Raw genomic sequence first — 25,719 nt, 5'->3', positions numbered from 1 at the left:
CGTAAATGACGAGTGGGACAAGTTTGCCAGCTTTGCCATTTACGACAAGTTCACCCGCGAATGGCTGGCCGAGGCGCGGCGCATTTTGAAACCCGATGGTTCCTTGTGGGTCATCGGCAGCTATCACAATATTTTTCGCGTCGGCACCGCTGTGCAAGACGCCGGATACTGGATTTTGAACGATATCGTCTGGCGCAAGTCCAACCCGATGCCGAATTTCAAAGGTACGCGCTTCACTAACGCCCATGAAACATTGATCTGGGCATCGAAAAGCGAGAAGTCGAAATACACATTCAACTATCGTGCAATGAAGACGCTGAATGATGAACTTCAGATGCGTTCTGACTGGTTGATCCCCATTTGCGGCGGCCAAGAACGGTTGAAGCGCAATGGTACCAAGGCGCACCCAACGCAAAAGCCAGAGGCATTGCTATACCTCATATTGCTCGCCTGTACGAAACCGGGCGACGTCGTGCTTGATCCGTTTTTCGGCACAGGGACAACAGGGGCCGTGGCGCGCCGTTTGGGTCGTGACTGGATTGGTTGCGAACGCGAATCTGTTTACTGCGAAGTCGCTGAAGAGCGTATCGCGGCCGCACTGCCGTTGGACGAAAGCGCCATCAAAACCATGCAGTCACCAAAGTCTGCACCAAAGGTCGCCTTTGGCCAGTTGGTTGAGGCGGGTTATCTGAACCCCGGCACAAAAATCTTTGACCGGAAGCGTAATTTTGAGGCGGTTGTTCGCGCCGACGGGTCTATCCTGTGCGGGGCCGTTGATGGTTCCATCCATAAGGTTGGCTCCACCATTCAAAATGCACCAAGCTGCAATGGATGGACGTACTGGCATTATGCTGCGGCCGACGGCGCCTTGAAGCCGATTGACGATTTGCGCCAGACCTATTTGCTCGCCACGGAACCATGAACAAAATCTATCTTCGTCCCACCGGCTTTGTGGAAAGCCCCCAGCGGCACGAAGGTGAATGCTTGCGGCTTGCAGGCCATATGCTGTGGTTCTCGCAATTTGAAGTTATCCGGCGAACCGCATCATCAACGGAGCGGCAGATGGTCTCCGTCCGCCAATGGGACACATTTGCTGCCGGACTTCCAGATGAAGAACAGCAAAAGGCGGCCATATTATTCGAGCGCATCACTGCGACCCGGCCAGCCCTGCACATGGGGGCGCGGACAATCAGGCTCGATCAGCCGCACGTGATGGGCATCATTAACGCCACGCCGGATAGTTTCTCAGACGGTGGGAAGAATGTTGACGTCGACGTGGCCGCCGAAGCTGCATTCGCGATGTTGAGCGCGGGGGCTTCGATCATCGACATTGGCGGTGAATCCACACGCCCCGGCGCGCCATTGGTGTGGGAAGGCGATGAACTTGCCCGTGTGGAACCGCTCGTCCGCAGGTTGTCCGGTGCAGGGACTGCGGTTTCTATCGATACGCGTAAAGCCTCCGTCATGGAGGGCGCAGTTCGCGCTGGCGCGGCGATGATTAACGACATTTCTGCGTTGCTCTATGACGATAGGGCGCTTGAAGTAGCGCGCGTCAGCGGTGTTCCCGTTGTTCTGATGCACGCACCCAGCCAGAGCAGTGACCCGCATAAAAACGCGGTCTATGACGATGTGGTTTGCGACGTTTTTGACTGGCTTGAACAACGCATCGCCGACGTCGAAGCCGCGGGTATAAAGCGCGACAGAATAGTCGTCGATCCGGGCATTGGCTTTGGCAAGTCGCTGACCGAAAATCTCGCGATCATTAACAATCTGTCTGTCTACCATGGATTGGGCTGCGCGATATTGTTCGGCGCGAGCAGAAAGCGGCTGATTGGCGCTCTGTCCAATGAGGCGGACGCGCAGCACCGTTTGGGTGGGTCCATTTTTCTGGCGATGAAGGCGGTAGAACAAGGCGCGCATATCATTCGCGTGCATGATGCTGCTGAAACGGTTCAAGCCGTGCAGGTATGGCGCGGGATGCGCGATGCGGCGTTGACCGCGAGCGCCTAAGCTACCGTTATTTAGCGGTCTTGTTGACGGGGTTTCCGTTGCGTAAAAAGGACCGGATTTAGGGAGAAAACGATATGCTCTTGAAATATATAGTTGGTTACGTCGCCACGGGGCTTGCGTTCGCGATGATCGACAGCATTTGGCTGCGCAATATGTATACGCGCCTTTACCAGCCAGAGATTGGCGAGCTGCTGATGAAGGGCGGCTTCCGCATGGGGCCGGCGATCATTTTCTATATCTTATATATATTGGGCATGATGATCTTTGCCGTGGGGCCTGCGTTGCATTCGGGCAAATGGCAGACGGCTTTGCTGTGGGGCGCGATGCTCGGCTTCTTTTGCTATATGACCTATGATCTGACGAACTTTGCCACGTTGAAAGTGTGGAGCACCAAAGTCACCATACTCGACATCATCTGGGGCACGTTTCTGACCGGTTCGGCGTCGCTTGCTGGATTTTGGATTACACAGGCGTTGCTCGGCAAAAACGCTTAAGCCGCGTCGCTGATCCCAAGGTCGGCGAGCTTACGGTACAGGGTCGAACGTCCAATGCCGAGGCGGCGGGCGACTTCGGTCATTCTGCCGCGATAATGCCCTATCGCCAGCCGGATAACGTCCGCTTCGATTTCTTCGAGCGGACGCATGTTCCCGTCGTTTTCGTACAGCGTCACGCCGATGCCGTCATTGGTACCGGCGCCGCCCGATCCGCCATTTCCCGGAACGCCAACCGCCGCCGATATCTGGGGAAATTCCTCGGGCGTAAGCGCATCGCGTTCGCACAGGACCGCGGCGCGGAACAGCGCGCTTTGCAGCTGCCGGACATTGCCCGGCCAGTCATATCCGCGTAGCATCGTCAGTGCCTCATCGGTGATGCCAAGGCTGCGAAGCCCGGGCTGGCTTGCCATTCGACCGAGAAAATGACGGGCGAGTGCGGGTATGTCGGACGTCCGTTCGCGCAAGGGCGGAATGGTCAGCTGCACAACATTTAATCGATAATATAGGTCTTCGCGAAATTGACCGTCCGCCAATTTTTTTGCCAATGACGCGTTGCTGGCCGACAAAATGCGGACATCAATGCGATAGCTATGCGCAGCACCCAGTGGGGAAATTTCACCTTGGGTGAGGAGGCGAACCAGCCTGATCTGCGTTTCAGGCGGCAGCAAATCCACCTCATCCAGAAACACCGTCCCGCCTTCAGCCTGCTGAAATATGCCGATGCGGCGGTCAAAGGCACCCGCGAACGCGTCTTTTTCATGCCCGAACAATAAAGAGTCGAGCAGATTGGATGCAATCGCGCCGCAATTGACCTTTAGATAAGGAAGCTTCGCGCGCGGGCTTGCGGCTTGAATGGCGTCGGCAACGACTTCTTTGCCAACCCCATGCTCGCCTTCGATGAAGATCGGCGCACGGCTGCGTGCGGCCTTTGCGGCAATCGCAAGCGCTGTGCGTAACGCTGGCGCGGAACCGATGATCTCTTCGAAGGCCAATGGTTGGGTGATTTTCTCGGTCAGCGGGTGAAGCTCGCCCAACGCATTGCTGTTATCCGCAGCCATGCTGAGCGCGGCGATCAGGCGTTCGGGGGCGACGGGCTTGATGATATAGTCAGAGGCACCGGCGCGCATGGCATCGATGGCCGCTTCATTTGACCCGATGGAGGTCATCAACAGAATCGGGAGCGCAGGGCGTCGCGATTTGAGTTCAGAAATAAGGGACGCCGAATCCGATCCCGGGACCCATTGGTCCAAGATGATGGCGTCCAGCATCATGCCATCTTGGCTACCAAGCATCGCGATAGCGGTTTCTGCATCACGTGCAAAAACAGTTCTCCATCCCGCGCGTGATGCGATAGCCGACACCAGCCTGCACTGGGCAGGTTCATCGTCGACAAGCATCAACAATCTGGTTTCTCGTTCCTGCATTCACTGTCCGCCAATGTTTATTGGCAGTCGTGATAAGGCAAATGGGTAAAGACCCGATTAAGCAGTGTATGTATTTTCTTTGTCCATGCCGCTTGAGCATTGGAAAATCACAAGTTAAGGCTGCGGCGCAATAAAAGTTTATATGGAGGCTGTTTTGGCACAAGATCACGACCTGGGACCTGCAAAAGAAACCTATGCCGGTTTCATTGCATTGTTCAAATGGGGCACGGTAGCTGCCGTTGTTGTCACCGCTTTGGTGGTCCTCATCATCGCTAGCCGCGCTGCTTAAGTGGTAAAGATCGCTGTACTTAAAGAGACTGCTTCAGGCGAAACGCGCGTTTCCGCGTCGCCTGAAACGGTGAAAAAATTCATCGCATTGGGAGCATCTGTTTCTGTCGAAAGTGACGCCGGGGCCTCGGCCTCAATTGCTAATAGCGATTATGAAGGCGCGGGTGCTTCGGTCGGAAGCCTGTCTTCGGTTCTGAAGGACGCAGATATCATCCTTGGCGTTCAAGGGCCTGACCCCAAGGCCTTGGTCGGCATGAAGGCGGGCGCTTGGCTCGTTGCGGGACTTGACCCATTTGGTCAGCGGTCCCGCGTTGATGCATATGCCAAGGTTGGCGTGGATGCGCTTGCCATGGAATTCATGCCGCGCATCACGCGCGCACAGTCGATGGACATTTTGTCGTCGCAGTCGAACCTGTCGGGTTACAAGGCTGTGATCGAAGCTGCGTCTATATATGGCCGCGCCTTTCCAATGATGATGACCGCTGCTGGCACCGTAAGTGCCGCAAAGGCGTTCATCATGGGCGTTGGCGTTGCCGGGCTTCAGGCCATTGCAACAGCGCGTCGCTTAGGTGCGCAGGTTTCAGCGACCGACGTACGTTCCGCGACGAAAGAACAGATCGAATCGCTCGGTGCCAAGGCAATCTTCGTTGAGAATGTTGCCGGTATCGAAGGTGAGGGTGCTGGTGGATATGCCACGGAAATGTCCGACGAGTATAAGGCGGCGCAGGCCGAGCTGGTTTCCGCACATATCGCCAAGCAAGATATTGTTATTACGACCGCGTTAATTCCGGGGTGTCCTGCACCGCGTCTTATTTCGGATGCGCAGATTGCGACGATGAAGCCGGGCTCGGTGATATTTGACCTCGCCGTTGCCCAAGGTGGCAATGTCGAAGGTTCAAAGCCCGACGAGATCGTCGTTAAGCACGGCGTTAAAATTGTCGGCTATTCCAATACACCAGCGCATTTGGCCGCGGATGCATCGGCACTGTTTTCTCGCAATTTGTACAACTTCCTATCCGCGTTTTGGGATAAGGAAGCGGGTAGGCCCGTTCTGCCTGATGACGACGAAATTACCGCAGCCATTCGCCTGACCAAAGATGGCAAGGTCGTGAATGATCGCCTACTTACATGAATGGAAGTGATGTCAGGGAAGTAGCGTCGCGCAATCGTTGGTGGATCGCGCTGGCTGTGGTGGTGGTGTTTGGATATTCAGTCGGCAAAGACATGGCGATGCGCGATAATGCTGCCGACGCGATTGCTTCATGGGAGCGGCAATAATGGACTTTATTTCAATTTTATCCATCTTCGTGATGGCGTGTTTCGTGGGCTATTATGTCGTTTGGTCGGTTACACCGGCACTGCACACGCCGTTGATGGCGGTTACGAACGCAATTTCATCGGTCATCATTGTGGGCGCGCTGATCGCGTCGGCAGCGGGTGGTTCGCCGACCGCAAAATGGCTGGGTCTGATTGCGGTTGCGCTGGCAAGCGTGAACATATTCGGTGGCTTTGCGGTGACCGCGCGCATGCTCGCAATGTACAAGAAAAAGGAGCGTTAAGTTGGAACATGCTGCTCCTCCCGCATGGGTGATGCTCGCGTATTTGATATCGGGCGTCTTTTTCATTCTTGCGTTACGCGGGCTTTCTTCACCAGCGACATCACAGCAGGGTAACCGTTTCGGAATGGCCGGGATGCTGATTGCCGTTGTGACAACGTTGGTTACGCATGAAGTTGCGTCATTGCCCGAAATTTTGGGCGCGATCTTTATCGGTGGCGGCATCGGTTGGGTGACGGCGCGCAAGATTGCGATGACGGACATGCCGCAACTGGTTGCCGCGTTTCACAGCCTTGTCGGTATGGCCGCAGTGCTTGTTGCCGCTGCCGCGTTTCTGAACCCTGAAGCTTTTGGCATCAATGGCGCGGACGGCCTGATAAACCCCGTCAGCCGCGTTGAAATGGGCCTTGGCATCGCGATCGGTGCTATTACCTTCTCCGGATCGGTAATCGCTTTTCTTAAACTCGCGGGCAAAATGTCCGGTGCGCCAATCATGTTGCCTATGCGGCATGTGATCAATCTGGGTACGCTGGCGGCGATCTTGGGTCTCATTGCCTATTTTACGGTTGATCAAAGCCCGTGGATATTCTGGACGATCACGGCACTCGCATTTGTGATCGGCTTCTTGCTCATCATTCCAATCGGCGGCGCGGACATGCCCGTCGTGGTATCGATGCTCAACAGCTATTCAGGCTGGGCGGCGGCGGCCATGGGCTTCACGCTGCACAATACAGCAATGATCATCACCGGCGCGCTGGTGGGCTCGTCTGGCGCGATTTTGTCGTACATCATGTGCAAGGCCATGAACCGTAGCTTCATAAGCGTTATCGCGGGTGGCTTTGGTGCAGAGGCTGCCGCTACCGGTGGCCCTGCGAAAGAACAGCGTCCGTGGAAGCGCGGTTCGGCCGAAGATGCTGCCTATATGATGCAGCAGGCCGAAAGCGTCATCATCGTACCGGGTTACGGCATGGCGGTTGCGCAGGCGCAGCATATCCTTCGCGAAATGGCCGATGTGCTCAAGAAGCAGGGCGTTTCGGTGAAATATGCCATCCACCCGGTCGCAGGACGCATGCCCGGGCACATGAACGTTTTGCTGGCCGAAGCACAGGTGCCTTATGATGAGGTATTCGAGCTTGAGGACATTAACAGCGAATTTGCGCAAACCGATGTTGCGTTCATCATCGGTGCAAATGACGTTGTGAACCCCGCGGCGAAAACCGACAAAACATCGCCGATTTATGGCATGCCGGTTTTTGATGTCGACAAGGCAAAGACCGTGTTCTTTGTGAAACGCTCAATGGGCGGCGTGGGCTATGCCGGCGTCGACAATGACGTGTTCTACATGGACCAAACAATGATGCTTCTCGCGGATGCCAAGAAGATGTGCGAAGACATCGTCAAGGCCTTGCAGCACTAGGTCACTTCACGCTATCGACGAACAAAGACCGCCCCGGAGCAATCTCGGGGCGGTTTTCGTTTCACGTCAGGGGAAACGAATTTGCGTAAACTGGCGTTGATTGGATATTGGGCAGCCACGCCTAATCTCGCTTGCATTTATCATTCTCTAAGGCATGTTACGCCGATGAGGATAAGAGAGCTGCTATTCGTTGGCGCTGCATTTTGCGCGCTCGTTCAACCTGCTTCGGCAAAGACTATCGCCGTCTCGCCCGGTGAAGGCGCACAAGAGCGTTTGCAAGAGGCGCTGATAGCTGCGGAGCCGGGTGACGTTGTTGAGCTTGCCGCCGGGCGGTTCAAGCTGTCTGACGGGCTCTCGCTTGACGTCAACAAGGTGACGGTAAAAGGGCAGGGTGGTTCAGTAACTATCCTTGATTTCTCCGGTCAGCAGGGCGCAGGCGAGGGATTGTTGGTAACTTCCGATGACGTTGTGCTGAAAGACTTTGCCGTGGAGAACAGCAAGGGCGATGGCATCAAGTCAAAGGGTGCGGACCGCATCGTCTATCACAAATTGCGCGTGGAATGGACGGGCGGACCCTTGGCCACCAATGGCGCATATGGGATTTATCCCGTCGAAAGCAAAGATGTCCTGATTGACTCGGTATTTGTGCGCGGCGCCTCGGATGCGGGCATTTATGTCGGACAGTCGCGCAATATCGTGGTGCGCCATTCAACGGCGGTTGAAAATGTCGCGGGAATTGAAATCGAAAACAGCTTTGACGCAGATGTTCATGATAATATCGCGACCCGTAACACGGGCGGCGTTTTGGTGTTCGACCTACCTAATCTGCCGCAAATGGGCGGACATAATGTCCGGATATTTGACAATATCATCGTCAACAACATGACCCCGAATTTTGCGCCGAAGGGGAATATTGTGGCCAACGTTCCGACCGGAACGGGCGTCATGGTAATGGCCAACCGCAGGGTCGAAATCTTTGACAATGTCATTGGTGAAAACGGCACGACCAACATCATGATCGTTGGCTATCGTTTTCCTTTTCAGGATCCCAAATATGACCCGTTGCCGCGCGAGGTAAGCATCTGGGACAACCAGCATAGCCGGGCGGGGTGGGACCCCAAATTTCGCGGCGGCGCCGAAATTGCAGCCGCCATGGGCGGAAGCTTCCCCGCGATATTCTGGGATGGCGCTGGTGGCTCCGAATATACACCGATCATTCAGGACGACGTCCCCGCGTTATCGCTTGGGCTGAAAGATGTGGCTGCCGACACCGCAATGGCGCAACCGGCACCATTGGCCCGCGCAACATCGCGGCCTGCCGGTTTGCCTACGATTGTGCTACCTGAAGCAATGGAAGCTGCCATCCGCTAATGCGTTTGGTCTTGCCGTTTGTGCTGGCTTTTGCAGCCGCCGTGGCAACGTCGGCTGCGTCGGATGATCCGGCAGCTATTGCCATCGCGGGTCCGCAAAATCCGGCGACTTTATCTGCCTTTGGATTTTTCGACGGCGGCGCAGCACGGCCATCACCCCGGCTGATACCTTATGAACTGCGCACCCCGCTGTTCAGCGATTATGCCGCAAAACAACGCTTCATCTATGTGCCCGAGGGGAACAAAATTGGTGCGGATGCAGATGGCAAACTGATCTTCCCCGTCGGTAGCGCACTTATCAAAAGCTTCGGTTATCCTGCCCAGTCTGGCGGACTGAACGTCATTGAAACCCGGGTCCTGTTGCATCAGGCGCAGGGCTGGGTTGCCTTGCCCTATGTGTGGCGCGCGGATGGTAAAGATGCAGATTTGCGCGTTGGCGGCACCAGGGTGCCCGTCACGTTCGTCCATGGCGGCAATGACCTGTCGGTAAATTATAGCGTGCCCAACAAAAACCGGTGCAAGCAATGCCATTCGGCAGCAGGAAATATCATGCCGATAGGCCCGGTATGGCAAAATATGGCGTTTCCCCGGGCGGCCGACGCACGCGCTATCGTAAAGGCCGCACCAGCGCTGGCGCGGCTTCAGCCATACCCGAAATGGAATGATAGCCGCACGGGGTCATTGGACGACAGGGCGCGACAATATCTGAAGGTGAATTGCGGCCACTGTCATGCACCCCAAGGCTCCGCAAGTAATAGCGGCCTGTTTTTGGATGGTTCTGCAACGGGCGCTGCAGCGCTCGGCATCGGCAAAAGGCCGGTCGCGGCGGGCAGGGCAAGCGGCGATCTTGATTTTATCATCGCACCCGGTCAGCCCGACCAGTCCATTTTGATAAAGCGCATGGAAAGCACTGATCCGGGCATCGCGATGCCAGAGCTTGGGCGCTCAACGGTGCATGAAGAAGGCGTGGAGTTGTTGCGACAATGGATAGCAGCCATGCCGTCCAATACTCACTGACGCATTAAGCGCTTTAACTTATACTGGTTGCCATCCCAACCTTCAAACACCGCGCCGATGCCGGGGTGACTGACTGGCCCTTGTTCGCGGTCTGGCAGCAAATTTTGCTGGCTGACATAAGCGATATAGCTGCTTTCGGCATTTTCCGCGAACAGGTGATAAAATGGCTGATTTTTGATCGGCCGAATGGGTTCGGGTATCGATTCATACCATTCGTCGCTATTGGCGAACACGGGATCGATGTCGAAAACGACGCCGCGAAAGTCAAAAATGCGGTGGCGGACCACATCACCGATGGAAAATGCAGCTTCAGCTTGTTCAGGAAGGGGAATTTGTGACGTCATGCAACTTATATCATGCCTAATGCCGTGCAAATCAACCTTCAGTCTTGGCAAAGCGAAAAACATCAGTTAATGGCCCCGCTCTGTCATCAGGACGCTCCGGTTTACCGGCAATGACCAGTCCTAATGATTTGCGGAGAGATGGCTGAGTGGTCGAAAGCACCGCACTCGAAATGCGGCGTGCCGGTGACGGTACCTAGGGTTCGAATCCCTATCTCTCCGCCATTTTTTGCTTGCCCTTATGTTTTGACAAAACGTGCATTTGGTCTCACCACTTACACGAAGTCATAAAGCCTGTCCGACCCAAGGAGACCGGGGTGTGCCGTAGGCTTTTTAACCGGGAGGGGTGCGCATGAAGAGGTTTGGTCCGATACTGATGGCGCTGCTTGCCGCGGTACTGTTGGCGATTTTTGCGACGACCCCGCCGGAGGCAACGCCCAGTGATGCACCGCTGCGAAGCTTCTCTGCCACTCGGGCTATGGCGGATGTGAGGACAATGGCAAAACATCCGCACGTTACTGGTTCGGCGGAGAACGCAGTCGTGCGCGATCATATCCTACGCCGCATGGAAGCTCTCGGGATGGAAGTTTCGACCAGCACGGGCCTCATCGACGCCAAGGGAACAAAACGGCGCAATCATTGGAGCGGACGCAATGACCCACCAGCCACCTTGGTCAATTTAATCGGCATTCTGCCCGGGAAAAATCGCAACGCTCCGTCAGTCGTCCTGATGTCGCACCATGATACGGTTTGGGGCTCGCCCGGCGCCGCAGACGATGCATCGGGTGTCGCTGCAAGCTTGGAAGTCGTGCGCGCAATTCGCGCCCGCGGGCAGCAGGAACGCGATCTGGTCATGCTGGTCACCGATGGCGAAGAACTTGGCCTACAGGGCGCGCGTCAATTCTGGGCGAACCATCCTTTACGCAAAAGCGCAGGCGCGGTTATCAATATGGAAGCACGCGGAGGCGGGGGACGGACGACCCTGTTTCAGACGTCACACCAGAATGGCGAAGCTATGCAGGTTTACGCCGATGCGGTCCGTCGCCCTGGTGCATCTTCACTTGCTGCGTTCATTTACGCGCTCCTACCCAATGATTCCGATCTGACACCTGTCATCAAGCATGATTACGCCGCCTATAACTTTGCCTTTATCGGGCGATCCGGCCTCTACCATTCACCAATGGCGACGCCAAACAACCTTGATCAAGGCGCATTACAGGACATGGGTGGACAGGTTCTCGATCTAACGCAAGCGCTCCTAAAAACAGACAGGCTTCCCCAAAGGGCGCCTGATACCGTGTTTTTTGACGTATTCGGGTTGTTCACGGCGATCTATCCCGCTTGGCTTGGTTGGGGAATGATAATCATCGCGGCGGGCGGAATGGGCCTGGTCTTGCGGCAAGACGGAACAGCCGGTTTAGCCGCGGGTGTTGGACGTATGTTGGCGCTGATCGTTGCAAGCGCAGCGATACTCTTCGCGCTTAACCGCTTATCCCTTGGGCTCGAGCCCGCCAATTATTATGACCGCTTGGCCGCAATCCCACGGCTAGAGGTTATGGCGGTGTTGGGTTCGCTGGCGGCGTTTCTCACGGCTTTTGCCAGCTGGCGACCAAGTCGCGTCGGTGTCGTAGGTTCGGCGCTACCACTGTTTATCATGTGCCTTGCCGCGCAAGCCTTGGCGCCGACGGCAGCTTATGTGCTGGTTCTACCAATGCTGCTCGTCACCATTACCCTTTGGGTGCGGCATTCTGCCGTGCGGATTGGTATTGCGGCACTGGTCGGAGGCTACATGTTGGCGCTGGGTCACCAGTTGATGCAAGGGGTGGGGCCGACGCTTCCGTTCGTCGCAGCGTTACCACTGGCATTGGCCGTTTTATCGACACTACCACTTTGGTCCGGTATCGAGGTTCGAAAGGCACGGATGATAGCCGTGCTCGCCTTGCTAGGGGCAGCGTCCGTTTCATTGTGGGTTTTACTGGACGCGCCTGCCGCGACCCGAGCCGTTTACTCCGATAGCAAGCAGTGAACGGCGGCTTGCTTCGTACAGTCATCTTTGCGCCGTCACAACATCATAAAGTCAGCAGATAGGTGACGACCTGTTCACGCGCTTTGCGGTCTTGAATGCCGATAAAGGGCATTTTGGTGCCTGGCACCGTCTTCTTCGGGTCAGTTAACCACCGGTCTAATGTTTTGGCGTTCCACGTTAGTCCAGACGCCTTGAGTGCGGGGCTGTAGGCATATCCTGCAAGGGTGCCAGCGCGGCGGCCGCTGACGCCGGCTAGGCTGGGGCCAAAGGCTGTCTTTCCGGCCTGTGTCGAATGGCAGCCAGCGCATACCGCAAATGCGGGTGGGCGTGCTTGCTGCGCCGCCGCCGGACTAAATAGCGGGGTTGCCGCCAAAAATATGGGAAACGCGGCAAGAGCCACCGATAGCGGGAAATAGCGCACGCTTAGCCTCACCAGTTAAGTTGGTAGATAGGAAAAAGGCGACGGCAGGATGACCCGCCGTCGCCTTCAATTTGGGTTATTGGAAGCGATCTGCGTCCATGACCTTTGTCCATGCCGCGATGAAATCGGTCACGAACTTTTCTTTCGCATCATCCGAAGCATATACTTCGGCGACGGCACGCAGCTCGGCATTCGACCCGAAAACCAGGTCGACCGGTGTTGCGGTCCACTTGGCCGCACCGGTTGCCCGGTCTTTGCCTTCATACAGGCCAGCATTCGTCGCCGACTTCGCCCATACTGTGTCCATCGACAGCAGATTGGTAAAGAAGTCGTTGGTCAGCGTGCCTGGCTTGCTGGTGAAGACACCGGCAGTCGAACCGCCCGCATTCGCACCCAGAACGCGCATACCGCCGACCAATACGGTCGTTTCTGCAACAGTCAGGCCAAGCAAGTCCGCCTTGTCGATCAGCGCTTCTGTTGGACCAAAATAGGAATCTGATGCAAAATAGTTACGGAAACCGTCGGCTTTTGGTTGCAGCTGGTTGAACGATTCCACATCGGTTTGGTCCTGTCCTGCGTCGACCCGTCCCGCCTTGAACGGAACGGTGACGTCCTGCCCAGCGGCCTTGGCAGCTTGTTCGATGGCGGCATTGCCGCCCAGCACGATCAAGTCAGCGATGCTGACCTGCTGACCGCCTTTTGCGCCCTTGTTGAACGCGGTGCGGACGGTTTCAAGCTTGGCCACAACCTTGCTGACTTCGGCAGGGTCATTGACGGCCCAATCCTTCTGCGGCGCAAGACGCAGACGGCCACCATTGGCTCCGCCACGCATATCGGTTGAACGGAAGGTTGATGCCGATGCCCATGCTGTCCGCACAAGTTCAGCGGTCGTTATGCCTGAAGTCAAAATGCTGGCCTTCAACTGAACGATATCCTCCGCACCGATAGGGGCATAATTGGCCTTTGGTAGCGGGTCCTGCCACTTCAAGGTCACTTTTGGCGCGTCCTTACCAAGGTAACGGGCTTGCGGCCCCATGTCGCGGTGGGTGAGCTTGAACCATGCCTGAGCAAATGCGTCCGCGAACTCTTGCGGATTTTTCTGCCAGCGCTTGGTAATCTTCCGGAATCCGGGGTCTTCACGCAATGCAATGTCGGTTGTGAACATGATTGGTGCATGACGAACGTCAGGACGATGTGCATCTGGAACCATGTTCGCGGCCGATGGATCGGTCGGGATCCACTGTACGGCGCCAGCAGGGCTTTTCGTCTTTACCCATTCAAAACCGTAAAGATTGTCCAGATACTGCGTGGTGAACGCGATTGGGTTGGACGTCCACGCACCTTCAAGGCCGCTGGAAATCGTATCTTCCGAATGGCCTTTGCCGCATTTGTTGGTCCAGCCCAACCCTTGCTGTTCAATTGGCGCCACGCCGGGGTCACCGGCAACGCACTCTTCTGGCTTCTTTGCACCATGTGCTTTTCCAAAGGTGTGGCCACCTGCGATCAGCGCAGCCGTTTCGGCGTCGTTCATCGCCATCGCGCCAAATGCGCGGCGGATGTCTTGAGCCGCGGCGAGGGGGTCAGGAACGCCGTTTGGACCTTCTGGGTTGACGTAGATCAGACCCATCTGCGTTGCTGCCAACGGGCCCTTCAAATTGCCCTTTGCGTCGCGGCGTTGGTCCGTCAGCAATTTGGTTTCGGGGCCCCAGAACACAAGATCAGGCTGCCATGTGTCGACGCGACCGCCAGCAAAGCCAAGGGTTTTGAAGCCCATGTCTTCCATGGCCACATTTCCGGAGAGAACCATCAGGTCGCCCCATGAAAGTTTACGGCCGTATTTTTGCTTGATTGGCCATACCAAGCGGCGTGCCTTGTCGAGGTTTACGTTATCTGGCCAAGAATTAAGTGGTTCAAAGCGCATTTCGCCGCCGTCAGATCCACCGCGACCATCGCCGGTGCGATAGGTGCCGGCGCTGTGCCATGCCATGCGGATGAAGAACGGGCCATAATGGCCATAGTCAGATGGCCACCAAGGCTGCGATGTTTTTAGGACTTTGCGAATGTCTGCCTTGACGGCGTCAAGGTCGAGTGTGGCGAATTCAGCAGCATAGTTGAAGTCGTCACCATAAGGGTTCGCGCGCGCTTCATTTTGGCGCAGCGCAGTCAAGTCGACCTTCTTTGGCCACCATTCCGCTTTTGGTTCAGCCGTTTCGGCATGTGCCGCAGATGCGAGGGCCACTGGTGATGTGGCGGCAAGCAACGCGACGAGGGCGATGTTGCGTATTTTCATGGATTTCTTCTCCCGTTTAACCGTGGACACCGCATGGGTGTATCGTGCAGTTACTGGCGATGCATCGCCAAGCCCAACGAGATTGATTGGTCACAATAATCGATTGCGTTGATGATAGCGACCAGAAGCGACAACCCGAGAAGGGTTGGGACATTTTTTATAGAAGACCGCGAACGCGGGCCGGATATTTTCGATTATAACATACGTAATCCGCAGAGTTTGGCGGCTGAGCCCGCCGTTTATTGGCCCGCGGCGGATCGTCTTCGGTCAAAATAGCGATGTCGCTGTCCGATGCAGCGTGGCCTTCGGAGCGTTAGCCCGCCTGTGCAGTGACGCCATTTGGCGTGAAATACACATCTGACTTAAGGGCATCGACCGCCGTTGCGGCTTCCTGTTCCATTTCCTGAAGATAGGAAAATCGATGTTCCAAGAAGTCGGCTTCACTGACTTTTTCAAGCTGCGCACATAGCCGCGACAGTGAACGGGCGCCCATGTTGTTGCCGGAACTTTTGAATGCATGTGCGCAGAAGCGGAATTCGGAAACATCGCCGTCCGCAACCGCTTTACGCAAGGGACCCAGCGTTTGTTCGACATCCTCGACAAAGCCTTCAATCATCGTATTCAAGAATGCCTGATCTCCGATAGACAGAAGATACTGGATTTGAACTTCGTCGATTGGCGCGTCCGCGGATGGAACATCTCCAAAGATGGGTACGACTTTATGCAATGGATCGATTGGCAATGCCTGCTGAATTAACGGCCCATTCGTGTCGACGCAGCAATATTTCTCGATGGTGGTGAGAAGTATTTGCGCATCTACTGGCTTAGTGATGCGCATATCCATTCCGGCGTTTCGGCACTTGATCTCCGTTTCTGAGGTTGCATCGGCTGTTACGCCGATGATCGGCAGGTGGTTTCGTCCGCCTTCACGCTTACGCCATATGGAACAGGTGTCGATGCCGTTAAGTCGCGGCATGTTCACGTCGATCAGCAATATATCGATGCCACCCTTTTTCATTTCCTCAAGCGCTTCGTCGCCGTCCGTGACCATGACAACTATATGGCCAGCAGCTTCCAAAATGGCGGCTAGGACATTTCGGTTCGTCCGGTTGTCATCCGCCACCAATACACGTTTGGGCGTGTAGCGCGTGGCCGATGGTATTTCGACGCGGTGCGTACTGCCTATTGCGGTTCGGTTGCGCAGGATATCCTGTTCAGGCGTTACATCACCGCGCAGCTTTCTCACAAAGGACCTCATTTTGCCGCTAGCCTGAATGGCTGGGCACCGTCCTTAAAAAGACGATGGAGGTTATGGACAGAAAGCGGACGCCCCATCAGATATCCTTGAACCTCATCGCAACCGGAAGCGCGTAGCAGCGTGAACTGTGCCTCTGTCTCAACGCCCTCTGCGACGACCCGCATATTCAGCGCATGGGCCAAATGGCCGATAGTGGAGATGATGGCGCGATCCGTTGCCGACGTTTCGACCCGCGAGATGAAGGTTTGGTCAATTTTTAAACGGGTGGCCGGCAGGTCTCGCAAATATTGAAGTGATGAATAGCCCGTGCCAAAATCGTCGATCGAAATTTGAATGCCGCCCGCGCGTAAAGTTGCCAATTGCTCGCGCACCTTTGGGCTGTTGTCAATTAACAGCTCTTCGGTAATTTCAATCGCCAGCTTGCCGGGTGGAATGGCATATTTCGCGGCCAGATCGAGTATTTCGGAACACATGGCGGCATATTCAAACTGCTTGGGCGATACGTTGACGGCTATATGTGGTAGATCAATGCCTTCTTCGGCAAACAACGCAATCTGTTTGCACACGGCTTCAATGACCCATGTGCCGATACGGCCAATTAAGCCGGAGTCATTGGCCACTTTGATAAAATCGGACGGGTACAAACGTCCCCTGACCGGATGGTTCCAACGCAATAGAGCCTCAAGGCCTACATAATCGCCTGACGCTGTATCGACGATCGGCTGATATTCCAGGAACAATTGATCGCTGATGAGCGCGTCACGCAGGTCGCTCTCGATGCCTGCATTCAATTGCGCGATGTGGTTCATGTGCGGGGAAAAAAAGCAGAAGCAATTTCGGCCAGAGGATTTGGCCTCATACATGGCAAGGTCCGCCAGACGCAGCAGTTCGTCGGGGGAGGTACCATCTTCGGGAATAAGCGCGATACCAATGCTGCCACCGATGAGCTGCTCAACCCCGCCTATCATATAGGGATCACCGATTGTTGCGAGCAGCTTGGTGCACACGGCTGCGGCGCTACTGTTGTCCTCCAGATTTTGAAGAACAATGGCGAATTCGTCCCCGCCGATGCGCGCGGCAAAGCCATTGCTGTCCAGGGCGGAGGTAAGACGTTCAGCGACTTGACGCAGCAAAACATCGCCTGTCTGGTGCCCGCGCGTATCGTTTATGACTTTAAATCGGTCGAGGTCGAGCAGCAACAGCGCCGCAACCTTGCCGCTTGCCTTGCTCTCATCGATAGCGGTGCGCATCCATTGGGCAAGTAATGTGCGATTGGGAAGCCCCGTGAGCATATCATGCAAGGCGAGATGCGTCCGGTGCTCTTCGGCAAATTTACGCGCCGTGATATCAAGGCCGGTCGTCAGGACGCCTATGATCTGGTTATCTTTGTTCCGCAGCGGTGATTTGTTGCAGTGAAAAATCAGATCAATGCCTTCACTTACATATTTTTCTTCGAAATTAGGTAGCGAGTTTCCCGTTTCTAAAATGACGCTATTCCTGCGCGTTTCGCGTTCAAGCAATTCGCGTTCCATGATGTCCGAAATGGGACGGCCGACCAGTTGATCGGGGTCGCGACCGAACAGCGCTGCCTGATAGGAATTTAAAAACAGGAATTTACCGTTTCGGTCCGTCGCGTTGATCAAAATCGGCGTCGTGTCGATGATTTGCTCCAGCATCGACTTGCCGCCTTTATCATCGCCGTCCGTGCTATCTGCGCCTGTCCGATTGGCCTCAAGCGATTGCTTGAGCTCTTGCTGCCGATAGTGCTGGCCCAAGAGCAATAATGCGCGGTCGCGAAATTCGATATGGGATACGGGCGATTGCAAAAAGTCGGTCGCGCCGGCATCCAGCGCTGTAATGCGGCATTCCCGGTCTTGCCGTGCCGTAATGATGATCGCAGGAATATGCGCGCCAACAGTACGTGAACGGATTTTGCTGATAAATTCCGCACCGTTCATGTCGGGCATGCGGTAGTCGACCACAAGCAGGTCTGCGGTCTCGGTCTCAAGCCATTGCAAAGCGTCAATCGCGCTGTGAAAACACTTCGCGGAGAACTCCGGACCCATCATCGCAACATATTGCGCGTAAATGCGTAAGTTGGTCGATCTGTCGTCTACAATGACAATGCGCGCATGCATGGCACGGCGGTATCGGCATAACCTCAAGGAATGGTTAAACCGCTATTCGTATTTCGCGGGCTATTAGCCCGTGCACCTGACCGAAGGTGTTTGGATTCCGACAGTTGCCAAAAACATGCGCTGGCCTTAGCAGTGGGGCATGCACAGCACGCCACATTATGAAGAGCAATATCTATCGTTGATGCGCCGCATTTGGACCGAGGGTGCTGTTCAGCGCGATCGGACTGGTGTTGGCACCAAAGCGTTGTTCGGCGCCACCATGCGCTTTTCGCTGGCGGACGATGCTATCCCGCTGTTGACCACCAAGCGGGTGTACTGGAAAACAGCGGCGCGGGAGATGCTATGGTTTTTGACCGGCAACACAAATATCCAGCCCTTGCTTCAACAGAATGTCAAAATCTGGTCCGACTGGCCTTTGGCGCGATATCGGCGCGAAACGGGCGAAGAGATCACTCAAGAGGCATTTGAACAGCGCATTGTCGAAGATGATGCCTTTGCCGCGCAATGGGGCGATTTGGGGCCAGTCTATGGCGCGCAATGGGTCAACTGGCCGCGTTATGAGGCCACCGACAACGGGCTATTCCGGCGTGCCGAAAAGGGCATCGATCAGGTCAGTCTGCTGGTTGAAAGTTTGAAGAATAACCCGGGGTCGCGCCGCCACATCATCGAAGGCTGGAATGTTGCCGAGCTCGACCAAATGGCGCTTCCGCCTTGCCACAAGACTTACCAGTTCCATGTCGCGGACAATGTCTTGAGCTGCATATTGTTTCAGCGTTCGTGCGACCTTGGATTGGGATTTGCGTTCAATGCATTTTCTGCTGCTTTGTTGACGCGGATGCTCGCTGCGGTCTGTGGGTATAAGGCGGGCGAGCTGATCTGGCAGGGTGGCGACGTGCATTTATATCTGAACCATGCACCTTTGGTTGAGGAGCAGTTGAGCCGCACGCCGTCTGGCAACCCCAAGCTAAAGCTTTTGCGCACGCCCGACAGCATTTTTGACTTCCGCATCGATGATTTTGAAGTGTCGGATTATCATCCGCAATCCCACATCTCTGCGCCTGTTGCGGTCTAATTGCGCATTAGGACAGCTATATTGACCTAAACACTCATTTGAAATATTATAACAACCGTAGATAATAAACTACCTGAGTCGTTTCGGGTACGTAACTGCGGAGATGGTGATGGTGCACGGTATCAAGGACAATCTCGCGCCGCTTCATCTGCATGTGCCGGAACCCAAGTTCCGTCCGGGCGATAAGGCCGATTTTAGCGACATCATTGTCCCTGAGGTTGACGCAATCTCGCGCCCCGATGAGCACGCCAGCCCGGCGGACATACATGCGCTCGCTTATGGTCTTGTCCGCGTCTTGGGCGATGATAATCGCGCCGTTGGCAGTTGGAACCCCGGGCTCGATGCAGATACGCTGCGCGCCATGCTGCGCAAGATGTTGCTATTGCGCGCCTTTGATGACCGCATGTTCCGGGCACAGCGGCAGGGCAAAACCAGTTTCTATATGAAGTCTTTCGGCGAAGAAGCGACGTCGGTTGCAACTACGATGGCGCTGCATTCGGATGACATGTGTTTTCCAAGCTATCGCCAGCAAGGCATTCTGATTACGCGAGATTATCCGCTGGTTGATATGATGAACCAGATTTATTCGAACAGTGGCGATCGTCTGAAGGGACGCCAGCTGCCCATCATGTACTCCGCCAAGGATTACGGGTTCTTCAGTATTTCGGGCAACCTGACAACGCAATACCCACAGGCAGTAGGCTGGGCCATGGCTTCTGCATCGCGCGCCGATACGCGCATCTCGGCCGTTTGGTGTGGTGATGGGTCGACCGCGGAAGGTGACTTCCACAGCGCGCTGACATTTGCCGCCGTATATAATGCGCCGGTTATCTTTCAGGTCGTGAACAACCAGTGGGCGATTTCGTCATTCTCCGGTTTTGCGGGGAGTGAGCGGACAACGTTCGCCGCACGTGCCATTGGTTATGGCATCGCTGGACTGCGCGTGGACGGCAATGATGCGCTGGCCGTCTTCGCCGCTATGCAATGGGCGGCCAACCGCGCGCGCACCAATGGTGGGCCAACATTGATCGAATATTTCACCTATCGCGGCGAAGGGCATTCGACGTCGGATGACCCCGGCGCGTACCGTGCGGCGGAGGAATATGCCCTGTGGCCGCTGGGCGACCCTGTGACGCGCCTTAAGGACCATTTGGTAGCGATCGGTGCATGGAGTGACGAACAGCATGAGGCGCTCATTCTGGAACTGTCGGATTTCGTAAAGGCGTCCCAGAAAGAGGCGGAGCAGAACGGGATTTTAGGCCACGGCCTGCATCACCCAATGGAAAGCATGTTCGAAGATGTGTTCGAAGAAATGCCATGGCATTTGAAAGAACAATGCGAACAGATGTTGGAAGAACAACGCGACAAATTTGGCCCTGAATGGGAGGCGCGCTGATGTCTGAGCCTGCCACCAAAACGATGAACATGATTGAGGCAATCAATAGCGCACTCGACGTGATGCTGGCGAAAGACCCCGAAGTTGTCATCATGGGCGAAGACGTCGGCTATTTCGGCGGCGTGTTCCGCGCAACTGCGGGGCTTCAGAAAAAGCATGGCAAAACCCGGGTTTTTGATACGCCCATCAGCGAGTGCGGGATCATCGGCGTTGGCGTCGGCATGGCGGCTTATGGCCTGCGTCCAGTGCCCGAGATTCAGTTTGCCGATTACATCTACCCCGGTCTCGACCAGTTGGTCAGTGAGGCCGCGCGCATGCGCTATCGTTCCGCCAATGACTTTATTTGTCCCATGACCGTGCGTTCGCCCTTTGGCGGCGGTATATTTGGCGGCCAGACGCATAGCCAAAGCCCCGAAAGCCTGTTCACGCATGTCTGCGGGATTAAGACGGTTATTCCCGCGACACCTTATGATGCCAAGGGGCTGCTGATTGCCGCGATCGAAGACAATGACCCCGTCGTGTTTTTTGAACCCAAGCGGATCTATAATGGCCCCTTCAGCGGCTATTATGACCGTCCGGTCGAACCATGGTCCAAACATGACGGCAGCGCCGTTCCAGAAGGCTATTATCGCATCGACTTAGGCAAGGCTGCTGTTGTGCGGGAAGGGGAGGCTGTCACCGTCCTGACCTACGGAACGATGGTGCATGTTGTGAAAGCCGTTGTCGCCGAGCATGGCATTGACGCCGAAATCATCGATCTGCGGACATTGCTGCCACTGGACATCGAAACCATTGAGGCATCGGTCAAGAAAACGGGCCGCTGTATGGTTGTGCATGAAGCGACGCGTACCAGCGGCTTTGGCGCGGAATTGGCTGCGCAGGTGCAGGAACGGTGCTTCTATCATCTGGAGGCACCAATTGAGCGCGTGACAGGATTTGATACGCCATATCCACACAGCCTTGAATGGGCATATTTCCCCGGCCCCGTGCGCCTCGCCCGCGCATTTGACAAGATCATGAAGGACTGACTTTATGCCCATATTCACATTTAACTTACCGGATATTGGTGAAGGCATAGCCGAGGCGGAAATCGTTGCATGGCATGTAAAGGTTGGCGACAAGATTTCTGAAGACCAGCCTTTGGCGGACATGATGACGGACAAAGCAACCGTCGAAATGGAAAGCCCGGTGGCGGGCGTCGTGACTAAGGTTGCTGGCGAGGCGGGCGATGTCATCGCCATCGGATCCATGTTGGTGGAGATTGAAACCGCGACTGACGTCAGTCAGGGGGAACGCACGGTACAGGTAGAAGCGGTTGCCACGGTCGAAGACGAGCTGCCACATGCGCCTGAGCCAGTCGCTACTGAACCAGCGGTCGTGCAGGAAAGACCTTCCGCTGCGCCGGCCCAGTCACCCAGCATAAGCGCCGACCATAAGATTACGGCGTCGCCTGCAGTGCGCCAACGTGCCAAGGAACTCGGCGTAGAGTTGACTGACGTCAAGGCGGCAGGTGGGCATGTCCGGCACGCAGATCTCGACGCTTTTTTGGCCTATGGAAGCGGGCAGGGCTATCGCGCATCACATATCAGCGCGCGCCGTGACGACGAAAATGTCAAAGTCATCGGAATGCGCCGACGTATCGCGGACAATATGGCCGCGTCAAAGCGCCACATCCCGCATTTTACTTATGTCGAAGAAATTGACGTCACCGCGATTGAAGCGATGCGCGCCGACCTAAACGCCAATCGCGGCGCAAGGCCGAAGCTGACGATGCTCCCATTGCTTATCGTCGCGATCTGCAAGACCATACCGCAATTCCCGATGATCAACGCCCGCTATGACGACGAAAATGGCGTGGTGACGCTTCATGGCGCTGTGCATTTGGGCATGGCAACCCAAACCGATGCCGGGTTAATGGTCCCTGTCATCCGCGATGCGCAGGACAGAAATATCTGGCAGCTTGCAACGGAAATTGCGCGCCTTGCCGACGCTGCGCGGAGCGGCGCAGCGAAAAGTGAGGAGCTGTCGGGCTCCACGCTTACAGTGACGTCACTTGGCCCCTTGGGCGGCATTGCGACCACGCCTGTCATCAACCGACCTGAAGTCGCGATTATCGGGCCCAACAAGATTGTCGAGCGTCCGATGTTTGTCGGCGACACAATCGAGGCACGTAAATTGATGAACCTGTCGATCAGCTGCGACCATCGTGTTGTCGACGGTTGGGATGCGGCCAATTATGTTCAGGCGTTGAAAAAGCTTATGGAAACGCCCGTTTTGCTATTTGCCGATTAAAATTTGTACGTCGAGATGCTGGTGGTGAAAAGGCCGGGCTTGGAATTCATTTGCCCGAAAACGACCTTTTACGACAAATGCCGTTGACAGAATCTTGCGCCGCTTATAGTGCGCCCCCACCGCAAGTTAGCGGGTGTAGCTCAGTTGGTTAGAGCGCCGGCCTGTCACGCCGGAGGTCGCGGGTTCGAGCCCCGTCACTCGCGCCACTTCCCTGAAAATCAGGTTGTAGGTGGTGCGCGGAACGATCCTGTTTCCATCCAGATCATCAGTGGCCGCATTGGCGCAATCCAGATCACGCCGGCGATCAAATAAATGACGCTCTGCAATAATATGTGCAGTTGGCCGATGAATTCAGACGCGCTGACAATCAGCACCGCCCAAACCAGAATAATCAGCAATATTGCCAGCATGCCCGCGGGCTTACGCCATGTCGGTTGCTTCTGTGGTCCATTCATAATGTTATCCAGGATTTTTCTGTCAGCACGGCATCGAGCGGGACGTCCCAGATGTCCGATGCGAGTACAGAGGTGAATTGAACCGACCAGGCAAGGCCGATGGCGATGGAATCATCCAGCACGCTGAGTGCGCGGTCATAATGCCCCGCACCCTGGCCAAGCCGGATGAGCCTGTCGTCATAGGCCAGCATGGGAACAAGAACTATATCGGGTTTACACTCAGGGGCCGTCTCAGCAGGCTGCAGAAGGCCGAATGCGCCGGGGACAAGGTCGTCATAGGGCGACCAGCGTAAAAACCGCATGGGTGCGCTTTTGCTGGTTACATAGGGCAGGGCAAGGTCGCAGCCCATGGCATGCGCTTGTGCAAGGATCGCCGCGGGATCGACTTCAGATCCCTTTGCGACATAGCCCGCCACTATTTTACCGGGCATTAAAAATTTGGCTAAGGGGCTGGGGATTTTAGAAAAGGCCAGCGATCGGTCCTGTGCCGTCAAACCATTGACGTACGAATCGCGAATTTGCCGAAACGCGGCGCGCTGTGTTGGTTTGTCTAACATTGAAGTCACAGCATTTCCCGAAATCGGTTGGCGGAACCACCATGGGTCGTTTTCCGGAATATCCTCTGACGCCAGCACGTCAGGTGGGCACCGTGTGATCTGGACCTTAAGGTTGCCCAAATGGCCCAGGCAGGGACAGCTCCCTTAGATAAATAATCGCCTCAGGGATGTTCTCATCAGCTCGTACCGGGCAGTTCCGCCATGTTTAATATAGGCGTCTAAAGTTAATTCTCAAGCCTTAGTGCCAGATTTTCTAGTCTGCTGGCCAAGCCTTCTAAAGCTTCGGCGACTTGTGACGATTTGTCGACTGCCGGAGCACTATCCGTAACAACCGGCGTTCCACTCGCCATGTCATGCAGGCGGTCGGCCAGCAGTAGCGCCGAAAACAAAAGGCTGCGGGTTTCATTTAGGCCGCCTGAGCCGCCGCCAGCTTCCCGCGCCTTTTCATCAACCATTGCGCCCAAGGCCAGCAACCGCGTTTCTTCGCCGTCATTGCACGCCACGGAGTATTGGCGGCCAGCGATGGAAAGTTTTACTTCAGCCATCAATTGGCTCCTGATAATAATTGGTCGATGCCGCGAATGGCGTCCAACGTCTCTTTCTTGAGGCGTTCATGGCGATCCGCCAGTTCGGCGTCAGGCGCGTTCGCTGGCGCCTTTGCCAGCTTTTCCACCCGTGAAAGCGCGCGCTCTATGCGGCCAATCGCAACAATTAATCGTTCATCTGCCATGGCTTACATCCTTTTGATGAGACGGTGTAACAGACTAAAGATGTCATGCAAATGCATCAAAGCACAATGGATGGCAGATTCCCCGCAGGAAATGCGCGCCCGTCCCTTGACGCTGCGCGCTTGCGTCCGCAAAGGGTTGGCACCAAACGACTCGGCGGTATCGCATATGTTGTATGCGCCCGCCTCCCGCTCCCAATCAGGAGTATTTTGTGGGGATAGAACATGACCGTTACTGAACAGCAAATGGCCAATGCAATCCGGGCGCTGGCCATGGATGCTGTACAGGCCGCAAATAGCGGCCATCCCGGCATGCCGATGGGCATGGCCGATGTCGCAACGGTACTCTATTCGAAGTTCCTGAAATTTGATCCAAAAGCGCCTGATTGGGCCGATCGTGACCGTTTCGTGCTGTCCGCTGGGCACGGATCAATGTTCGCTTACGCGACCCTGTATCTCACGGGCTATGCAAGCCCGAGCATCGAAGACATTAAAAATTTCCGTCAGTTGGGTAGCCCATGTGCTGGCCATCCAGAGAATTTTTTGATTGATGGCGTTGAATGCACCACAGGTCCGCTGGGGCAGGGGCTTGCCATGGCAGTGGGCATGGCTGTTGCAGAACGGCACCTGAATGCGCGTTTTGGCGACGATTTGGTTGACCACCGGACATGGGTCGTCGCGGGCGACGGTTGCCTGATGGAAGGCATCAATCATGAAGCGATCGGGCTTGCCGGACATTTGGGTCTCGGCCGTTTGATCGTATTCTGGGACGATAACCGCATCACCATCGATGGTGCGACTGACTTGTCGACCAGTGAAGACGTCGCCGCACGCTATCGTGCAAGCGGATGGCATGTTGAGGCATGTGATGGCCATGATTTCAACGACATAGAGCGCGCGATTAAGGCTTCGCTTGCAGATAATCGTCCATCGTTGATTGCCTGCCGGACGCTAATCGGTAAGGGCTCCCCAAATAAGGAAGGCACAAAAGCGCCGCATGGTAGCCCATTGGGTGCAGACGAGATCGTCGCGACGCGGGCTGCAATTAACTGGCCCTATCCGGCGTTTGAAATTCCTGCCGATATTCTGGACGCGTGGCGCGCAACCGGTCAGGCAGGTGCTGACGCCCATGCGCAGTGGGCAAAACGGCTTGCGGCTTCAACGCATGCA

The 25,719-nt window shown here is 55.6% G+C and carries 25 protein-coding genes and 2 tRNA genes; 17 read left to right on the top strand and 10 right to left on the bottom strand.

What is annotated here, in order from left to right; translation table 11 throughout:
- From ACIQ0G_RS03325 to ACIQ0G_RS03315, 3 genes are all read left to right on the top strand, one after another.
- Nucleotides 1–922 (top strand): site-specific DNA-methyltransferase (locus tag ACIQ0G_RS03325; protein WP_397576688.1); only part of this gene is annotated, 922 nt, incomplete at its 5' end.
- Nucleotides 919–2,010 (top strand): dihydropteroate synthase, encoded by a 1,092-nt coding sequence (folP, locus tag ACIQ0G_RS03320; RefSeq protein ID WP_397576687.1) that lies wholly within the window; start codon nt 919–921, stop codon nt 2,008–2,010. The genes ACIQ0G_RS03325 and folP, both read left to right, overlap by 4 nt.
- Before the next feature lie 74 nt (nt 2,011–2,084).
- Nucleotides 2,085–2,504: a DUF2177 family protein gene (locus ACIQ0G_RS03315; RefSeq protein ID WP_397576686.1), complete on the top strand. Its 420-nt coding sequence runs from the start codon at nt 2,085–2,087 to the stop codon at nt 2,502–2,504.
- Here the strand turns inward: ACIQ0G_RS03315 and ACIQ0G_RS03310 are convergent.
- Complete coding sequence (locus ACIQ0G_RS03310; RefSeq protein ID WP_397576685.1) at nt 2,501–3,928, bottom strand: sigma-54-dependent transcriptional regulator; 1,428 nt, start codon at nt 3,926–3,928, stop codon at nt 2,501–2,503. The genes ACIQ0G_RS03315 and ACIQ0G_RS03310 overlap by 4 nt on opposite strands.
- A gap of 154 nt (nt 3,929–4,082) precedes the next feature.
- Between ACIQ0G_RS03310 and ACIQ0G_RS03305 the strand changes: the two genes are divergently transcribed.
- The 6 genes from ACIQ0G_RS03305 (at nt 4,083) to ACIQ0G_RS03280 (ending at nt 9,576) form a co-directional block, all read left to right on the top strand.
- The gene (locus ACIQ0G_RS03305; RefSeq protein ID WP_395628427.1) at nt 4,083–4,217 is read left to right on the top strand and encodes an aa3-type cytochrome c oxidase subunit IV; all 135 of its coding nucleotides are present in this window, start codon (nt 4,083–4,085) and stop codon (nt 4,215–4,217) included.
- Entirely contained in the window at nt 4,218–5,348 is a 1,131-nt protein-coding gene (locus ACIQ0G_RS03300) for an NAD(P) transhydrogenase subunit alpha (RefSeq protein ID WP_397576684.1), read from the top strand. It abuts the gene before it with no gap.
- Nucleotides 5,349–5,493: 145 nt separating this feature from the next.
- Nucleotides 5,494–5,775, top strand: a complete 282-nt coding sequence (locus ACIQ0G_RS03295; protein WP_183940531.1) for an NAD(P) transhydrogenase subunit alpha — start codon at nt 5,494–5,496, stop codon at nt 5,773–5,775.
- A 31-nt stretch (nt 5,776–5,806) separates the two neighbouring features.
- Nucleotides 5,807–7,189: an NAD(P)(+) transhydrogenase (Re/Si-specific) subunit beta gene (locus tag ACIQ0G_RS03290; protein ID WP_397576690.1), complete on the top strand. Its 1,383-nt coding sequence runs from the start codon at nt 5,807–5,809 to the stop codon at nt 7,187–7,189.
- 165 nt (nt 7,190–7,354) lie between these two features.
- Entirely contained in the window at nt 7,355–8,560 is a 1,206-nt protein-coding gene (locus tag ACIQ0G_RS03285; protein WP_397576683.1) for a parallel beta-helix domain-containing protein, read from the top strand.
- Entirely contained in the window at nt 8,560–9,576 is a 1,017-nt protein-coding gene (locus ACIQ0G_RS03280; protein ID WP_397576682.1) for an SO2930 family diheme c-type cytochrome, read from the top strand. Before ACIQ0G_RS03285 ends, ACIQ0G_RS03280 begins: the two co-directional genes overlap by 1 nt.
- Here the strand turns inward: ACIQ0G_RS03280 and hspQ are convergent.
- Entirely contained in the window at nt 9,570–9,920 is a 351-nt protein-coding gene (hspQ, locus tag ACIQ0G_RS03275) for a heat shock protein HspQ (protein WP_183940539.1), read from the bottom strand. The two genes, ACIQ0G_RS03280 and hspQ, sit on opposite strands and share 7 nt — an antisense overlap.
- 132 nt (nt 9,921–10,052) lie before the next feature.
- On the opposite strand from hspQ, the gene ACIQ0G_RS03270 reads away from it, so the two are divergent.
- Together ACIQ0G_RS03270 and ACIQ0G_RS03265 are read left to right on the top strand one after the other, a co-directional pair.
- Nucleotides 10,053–10,142: transfer RNA gene (locus tag ACIQ0G_RS03270), tRNA-Ser, on the top strand.
- Between the two features lie 127 nt (nt 10,143–10,269).
- The gene (locus ACIQ0G_RS03265; protein WP_397576681.1) at nt 10,270–11,943 is read left to right on the top strand and encodes a M20/M25/M40 family metallo-hydrolase; all 1,674 of its coding nucleotides are present in this window, start codon (nt 10,270–10,272) and stop codon (nt 11,941–11,943) included.
- 43 nt (nt 11,944–11,986) lie between these two features.
- Here ACIQ0G_RS03265 and ACIQ0G_RS03260 read toward each other — a convergent pair whose 3' ends face one another.
- From ACIQ0G_RS03260 to ACIQ0G_RS03245, 4 genes are all read right to left on the bottom strand, one after another.
- Nucleotides 11,987–12,364: a c-type cytochrome gene (locus ACIQ0G_RS03260; protein WP_397576680.1), complete on the bottom strand. Its 378-nt coding sequence runs from the start codon at nt 12,362–12,364 to the stop codon at nt 11,987–11,989.
- A gap of 76 nt (nt 12,365–12,440) precedes the next feature.
- Nucleotides 12,441–14,654, bottom strand: a complete 2,214-nt coding sequence (gene katG / locus ACIQ0G_RS03255) for a catalase/peroxidase HPI (protein WP_397576679.1) — start codon at nt 14,652–14,654, stop codon at nt 12,441–12,443.
- Nucleotides 14,655–14,967: 313 nt separating this feature from the next.
- Nucleotides 14,968–15,900, bottom strand: a complete 933-nt coding sequence (locus tag ACIQ0G_RS03250; RefSeq protein ID WP_397576678.1) for a response regulator — start codon at nt 15,898–15,900, stop codon at nt 14,968–14,970.
- Nucleotides 15,901–15,908: 8 nt separating this feature from the next.
- Nucleotides 15,909–18,050, bottom strand: a complete 2,142-nt coding sequence (locus ACIQ0G_RS03245; protein WP_397576677.1) for a putative bifunctional diguanylate cyclase/phosphodiesterase — start codon at nt 18,048–18,050, stop codon at nt 15,909–15,911.
- 139 nt (nt 18,051–18,189) lie between these two features.
- On the opposite strand from ACIQ0G_RS03245, the gene thyA reads away from it, so the two are divergent.
- The 5 genes from thyA to ACIQ0G_RS03220 all read left to right on the top strand — a co-directional run bounded on the left by thyA (nt 18,190) and on the right by ACIQ0G_RS03220 (nt 23,016).
- Nucleotides 18,190–19,122 (top strand): thymidylate synthase, encoded by a 933-nt coding sequence (gene thyA, locus ACIQ0G_RS03240; protein WP_397576676.1) that lies wholly within the window; start codon nt 18,190–18,192, stop codon nt 19,120–19,122.
- 109 nt (nt 19,123–19,231) lie between these two features.
- Nucleotides 19,232–20,518, top strand: a complete 1,287-nt coding sequence (locus tag ACIQ0G_RS03235; protein ID WP_397576675.1) for a thiamine pyrophosphate-dependent enzyme — start codon at nt 19,232–19,234, stop codon at nt 20,516–20,518.
- The gene (locus tag ACIQ0G_RS03230; RefSeq protein WP_397576674.1) at nt 20,518–21,546 is read left to right on the top strand and encodes an alpha-ketoacid dehydrogenase subunit beta; all 1,029 of its coding nucleotides are present in this window, start codon (nt 20,518–20,520) and stop codon (nt 21,544–21,546) included. The genes ACIQ0G_RS03235 and ACIQ0G_RS03230 overlap by 1 nt, the downstream gene beginning before the upstream one ends.
- A gap of 4 nt (nt 21,547–21,550) precedes the next feature.
- Nucleotides 21,551–22,810, top strand: coding sequence for a dihydrolipoamide acetyltransferase family protein (locus ACIQ0G_RS03225; protein WP_397576673.1), 1,260 nt, complete (start codon nt 21,551–21,553; stop codon nt 22,808–22,810).
- Nucleotides 22,811–22,939: 129 nt separating this feature from the next.
- Nucleotides 22,940–23,016: transfer RNA gene (locus ACIQ0G_RS03220), tRNA-Asp, on the top strand.
- A gap of 12 nt (nt 23,017–23,028) precedes the next feature.
- Here the strand turns inward: ACIQ0G_RS03220 and ACIQ0G_RS03215 are convergent.
- The 4 genes from ACIQ0G_RS03215 to ACIQ0G_RS03200 all read right to left on the bottom strand — a co-directional run bounded on the left by ACIQ0G_RS03215 (nt 23,029) and on the right by ACIQ0G_RS03200 (nt 24,552).
- The gene (locus ACIQ0G_RS03215; RefSeq protein WP_324476457.1) at nt 23,029–23,265 is read right to left on the bottom strand and encodes a DUF2842 domain-containing protein; all 237 of its coding nucleotides are present in this window, start codon (nt 23,263–23,265) and stop codon (nt 23,029–23,031) included.
- A complete protein-coding gene (locus ACIQ0G_RS03210) occupies nt 23,262–23,822 on the bottom strand; it encodes a 5-formyltetrahydrofolate cyclo-ligase (protein ID WP_397576689.1) in 561 nt (186 codons plus the stop codon). Before ACIQ0G_RS03210 ends, ACIQ0G_RS03215 begins: the two co-directional genes overlap by 4 nt.
- A gap of 224 nt (nt 23,823–24,046) precedes the next feature.
- Nucleotides 24,047–24,367, bottom strand: a complete 321-nt coding sequence (locus ACIQ0G_RS03205; RefSeq protein WP_397576672.1) for a cell division protein ZapA — start codon at nt 24,365–24,367, stop codon at nt 24,047–24,049.
- Nucleotides 24,367–24,552: a hypothetical protein gene (locus ACIQ0G_RS03200; protein ID WP_397576671.1), complete on the bottom strand. Its 186-nt coding sequence runs from the start codon at nt 24,550–24,552 to the stop codon at nt 24,367–24,369. The genes ACIQ0G_RS03205 and ACIQ0G_RS03200 overlap by 1 nt, the downstream gene beginning before the upstream one ends.
- 222 nt (nt 24,553–24,774) lie before the next feature.
- On the opposite strand from ACIQ0G_RS03200, the gene ACIQ0G_RS03195 reads away from it, so the two are divergent.
- A partial coding sequence (locus ACIQ0G_RS03195; RefSeq protein ID WP_397576670.1) for a 1-deoxy-D-xylulose-5-phosphate synthase N-terminal domain-containing protein occupies nt 24,775–25,719 on the top strand: 945 nt, incomplete at its 3' end.

Origin of the sequence: Sphingorhabdus sp., assembly GCF_044354325.1 — a bacterium.
Lineage (GTDB): Bacteria > Pseudomonadota > Alphaproteobacteria > Sphingomonadales > Sphingomonadaceae > Sphingorhabdus_B.
Note: the sequence above shows the minus strand (reverse complement) of the source record. Positions and strands in the feature narration are given on the sequence as shown.

Bases quoted from the DNA above. Each gene is read 5' to 3' on its own strand.
- ACIQ0G_RS03215 (WP_324476457.1), bottom strand. From the start codon at position 23,265: ATGAATGGACCACAGAAGCAACCGACATGGCGTAAGCCCGCGGGCATG.
- hspQ (WP_183940539.1), bottom strand. From the start codon at position 9,920: ATGACGTCACAAATTCCCCTTCCTGAACAAGCTGAAGCTGCATTTTCC.
- folP (WP_397576687.1), top strand. From the start codon at position 919: ATGAACAAAATCTATCTTCGTCCCACCGGCTTTGTGGAAAGCCCCCAG.
- ACIQ0G_RS03200 (WP_397576671.1), bottom strand. From the start codon at position 24,552: ATGGCAGATGAACGATTAATTGTTGCGATTGGCCGCATAGAGCGCGCG.
- ACIQ0G_RS03295 (WP_183940531.1), top strand. From the start codon at position 5,494: ATGGACTTTATTTCAATTTTATCCATCTTCGTGATGGCGTGTTTCGTG.
- ACIQ0G_RS03285 (WP_397576683.1), top strand. From the start codon at position 7,355: ATGAGGATAAGAGAGCTGCTATTCGTTGGCGCTGCATTTTGCGCGCTC.
- ACIQ0G_RS03310 (WP_397576685.1), bottom strand. From the start codon at position 3,928: ATGCAGGAACGAGAAACCAGATTGTTGATGCTTGTCGACGATGAACCT.
- katG (WP_397576679.1), bottom strand. From the start codon at position 14,654: ATGAAAATACGCAACATCGCCCTCGTCGCGTTGCTTGCCGCCACATCA.
- ACIQ0G_RS03265 (WP_397576681.1), top strand. From the start codon at position 10,270: ATGAAGAGGTTTGGTCCGATACTGATGGCGCTGCTTGCCGCGGTACTG.
- ACIQ0G_RS03235 (WP_397576675.1), top strand. From the start codon at position 19,232: ATGGTGCACGGTATCAAGGACAATCTCGCGCCGCTTCATCTGCATGTG.
- ACIQ0G_RS03230 (WP_397576674.1), top strand. From the start codon at position 20,518: ATGTCTGAGCCTGCCACCAAAACGATGAACATGATTGAGGCAATCAAT.
- ACIQ0G_RS03315 (WP_397576686.1), top strand. From the start codon at position 2,085: ATGCTCTTGAAATATATAGTTGGTTACGTCGCCACGGGGCTTGCGTTC.
- thyA (WP_397576676.1), top strand. From the start codon at position 18,190: ATGCACAGCACGCCACATTATGAAGAGCAATATCTATCGTTGATGCGC.
- ACIQ0G_RS03280 (WP_397576682.1), top strand. From the start codon at position 8,560: ATGCGTTTGGTCTTGCCGTTTGTGCTGGCTTTTGCAGCCGCCGTGGCA.
- ACIQ0G_RS03210 (WP_397576689.1), bottom strand. From the start codon at position 23,822: ATGTTAGACAAACCAACACAGCGCGCCGCGTTTCGGCAAATTCGCGAT.
- ACIQ0G_RS03205 (WP_397576672.1), bottom strand. From the start codon at position 24,367: ATGGCTGAAGTAAAACTTTCCATCGCTGGCCGCCAATACTCCGTGGCG.
- ACIQ0G_RS03225 (WP_397576673.1), top strand. From the start codon at position 21,551: ATGCCCATATTCACATTTAACTTACCGGATATTGGTGAAGGCATAGCC.
- ACIQ0G_RS03290 (WP_397576690.1), top strand. From the start codon at position 5,807: ATGCTCGCGTATTTGATATCGGGCGTCTTTTTCATTCTTGCGTTACGC.
- ACIQ0G_RS03245 (WP_397576677.1), bottom strand. From the start codon at position 18,050: ATGCATGCGCGCATTGTCATTGTAGACGACAGATCGACCAACTTACGC.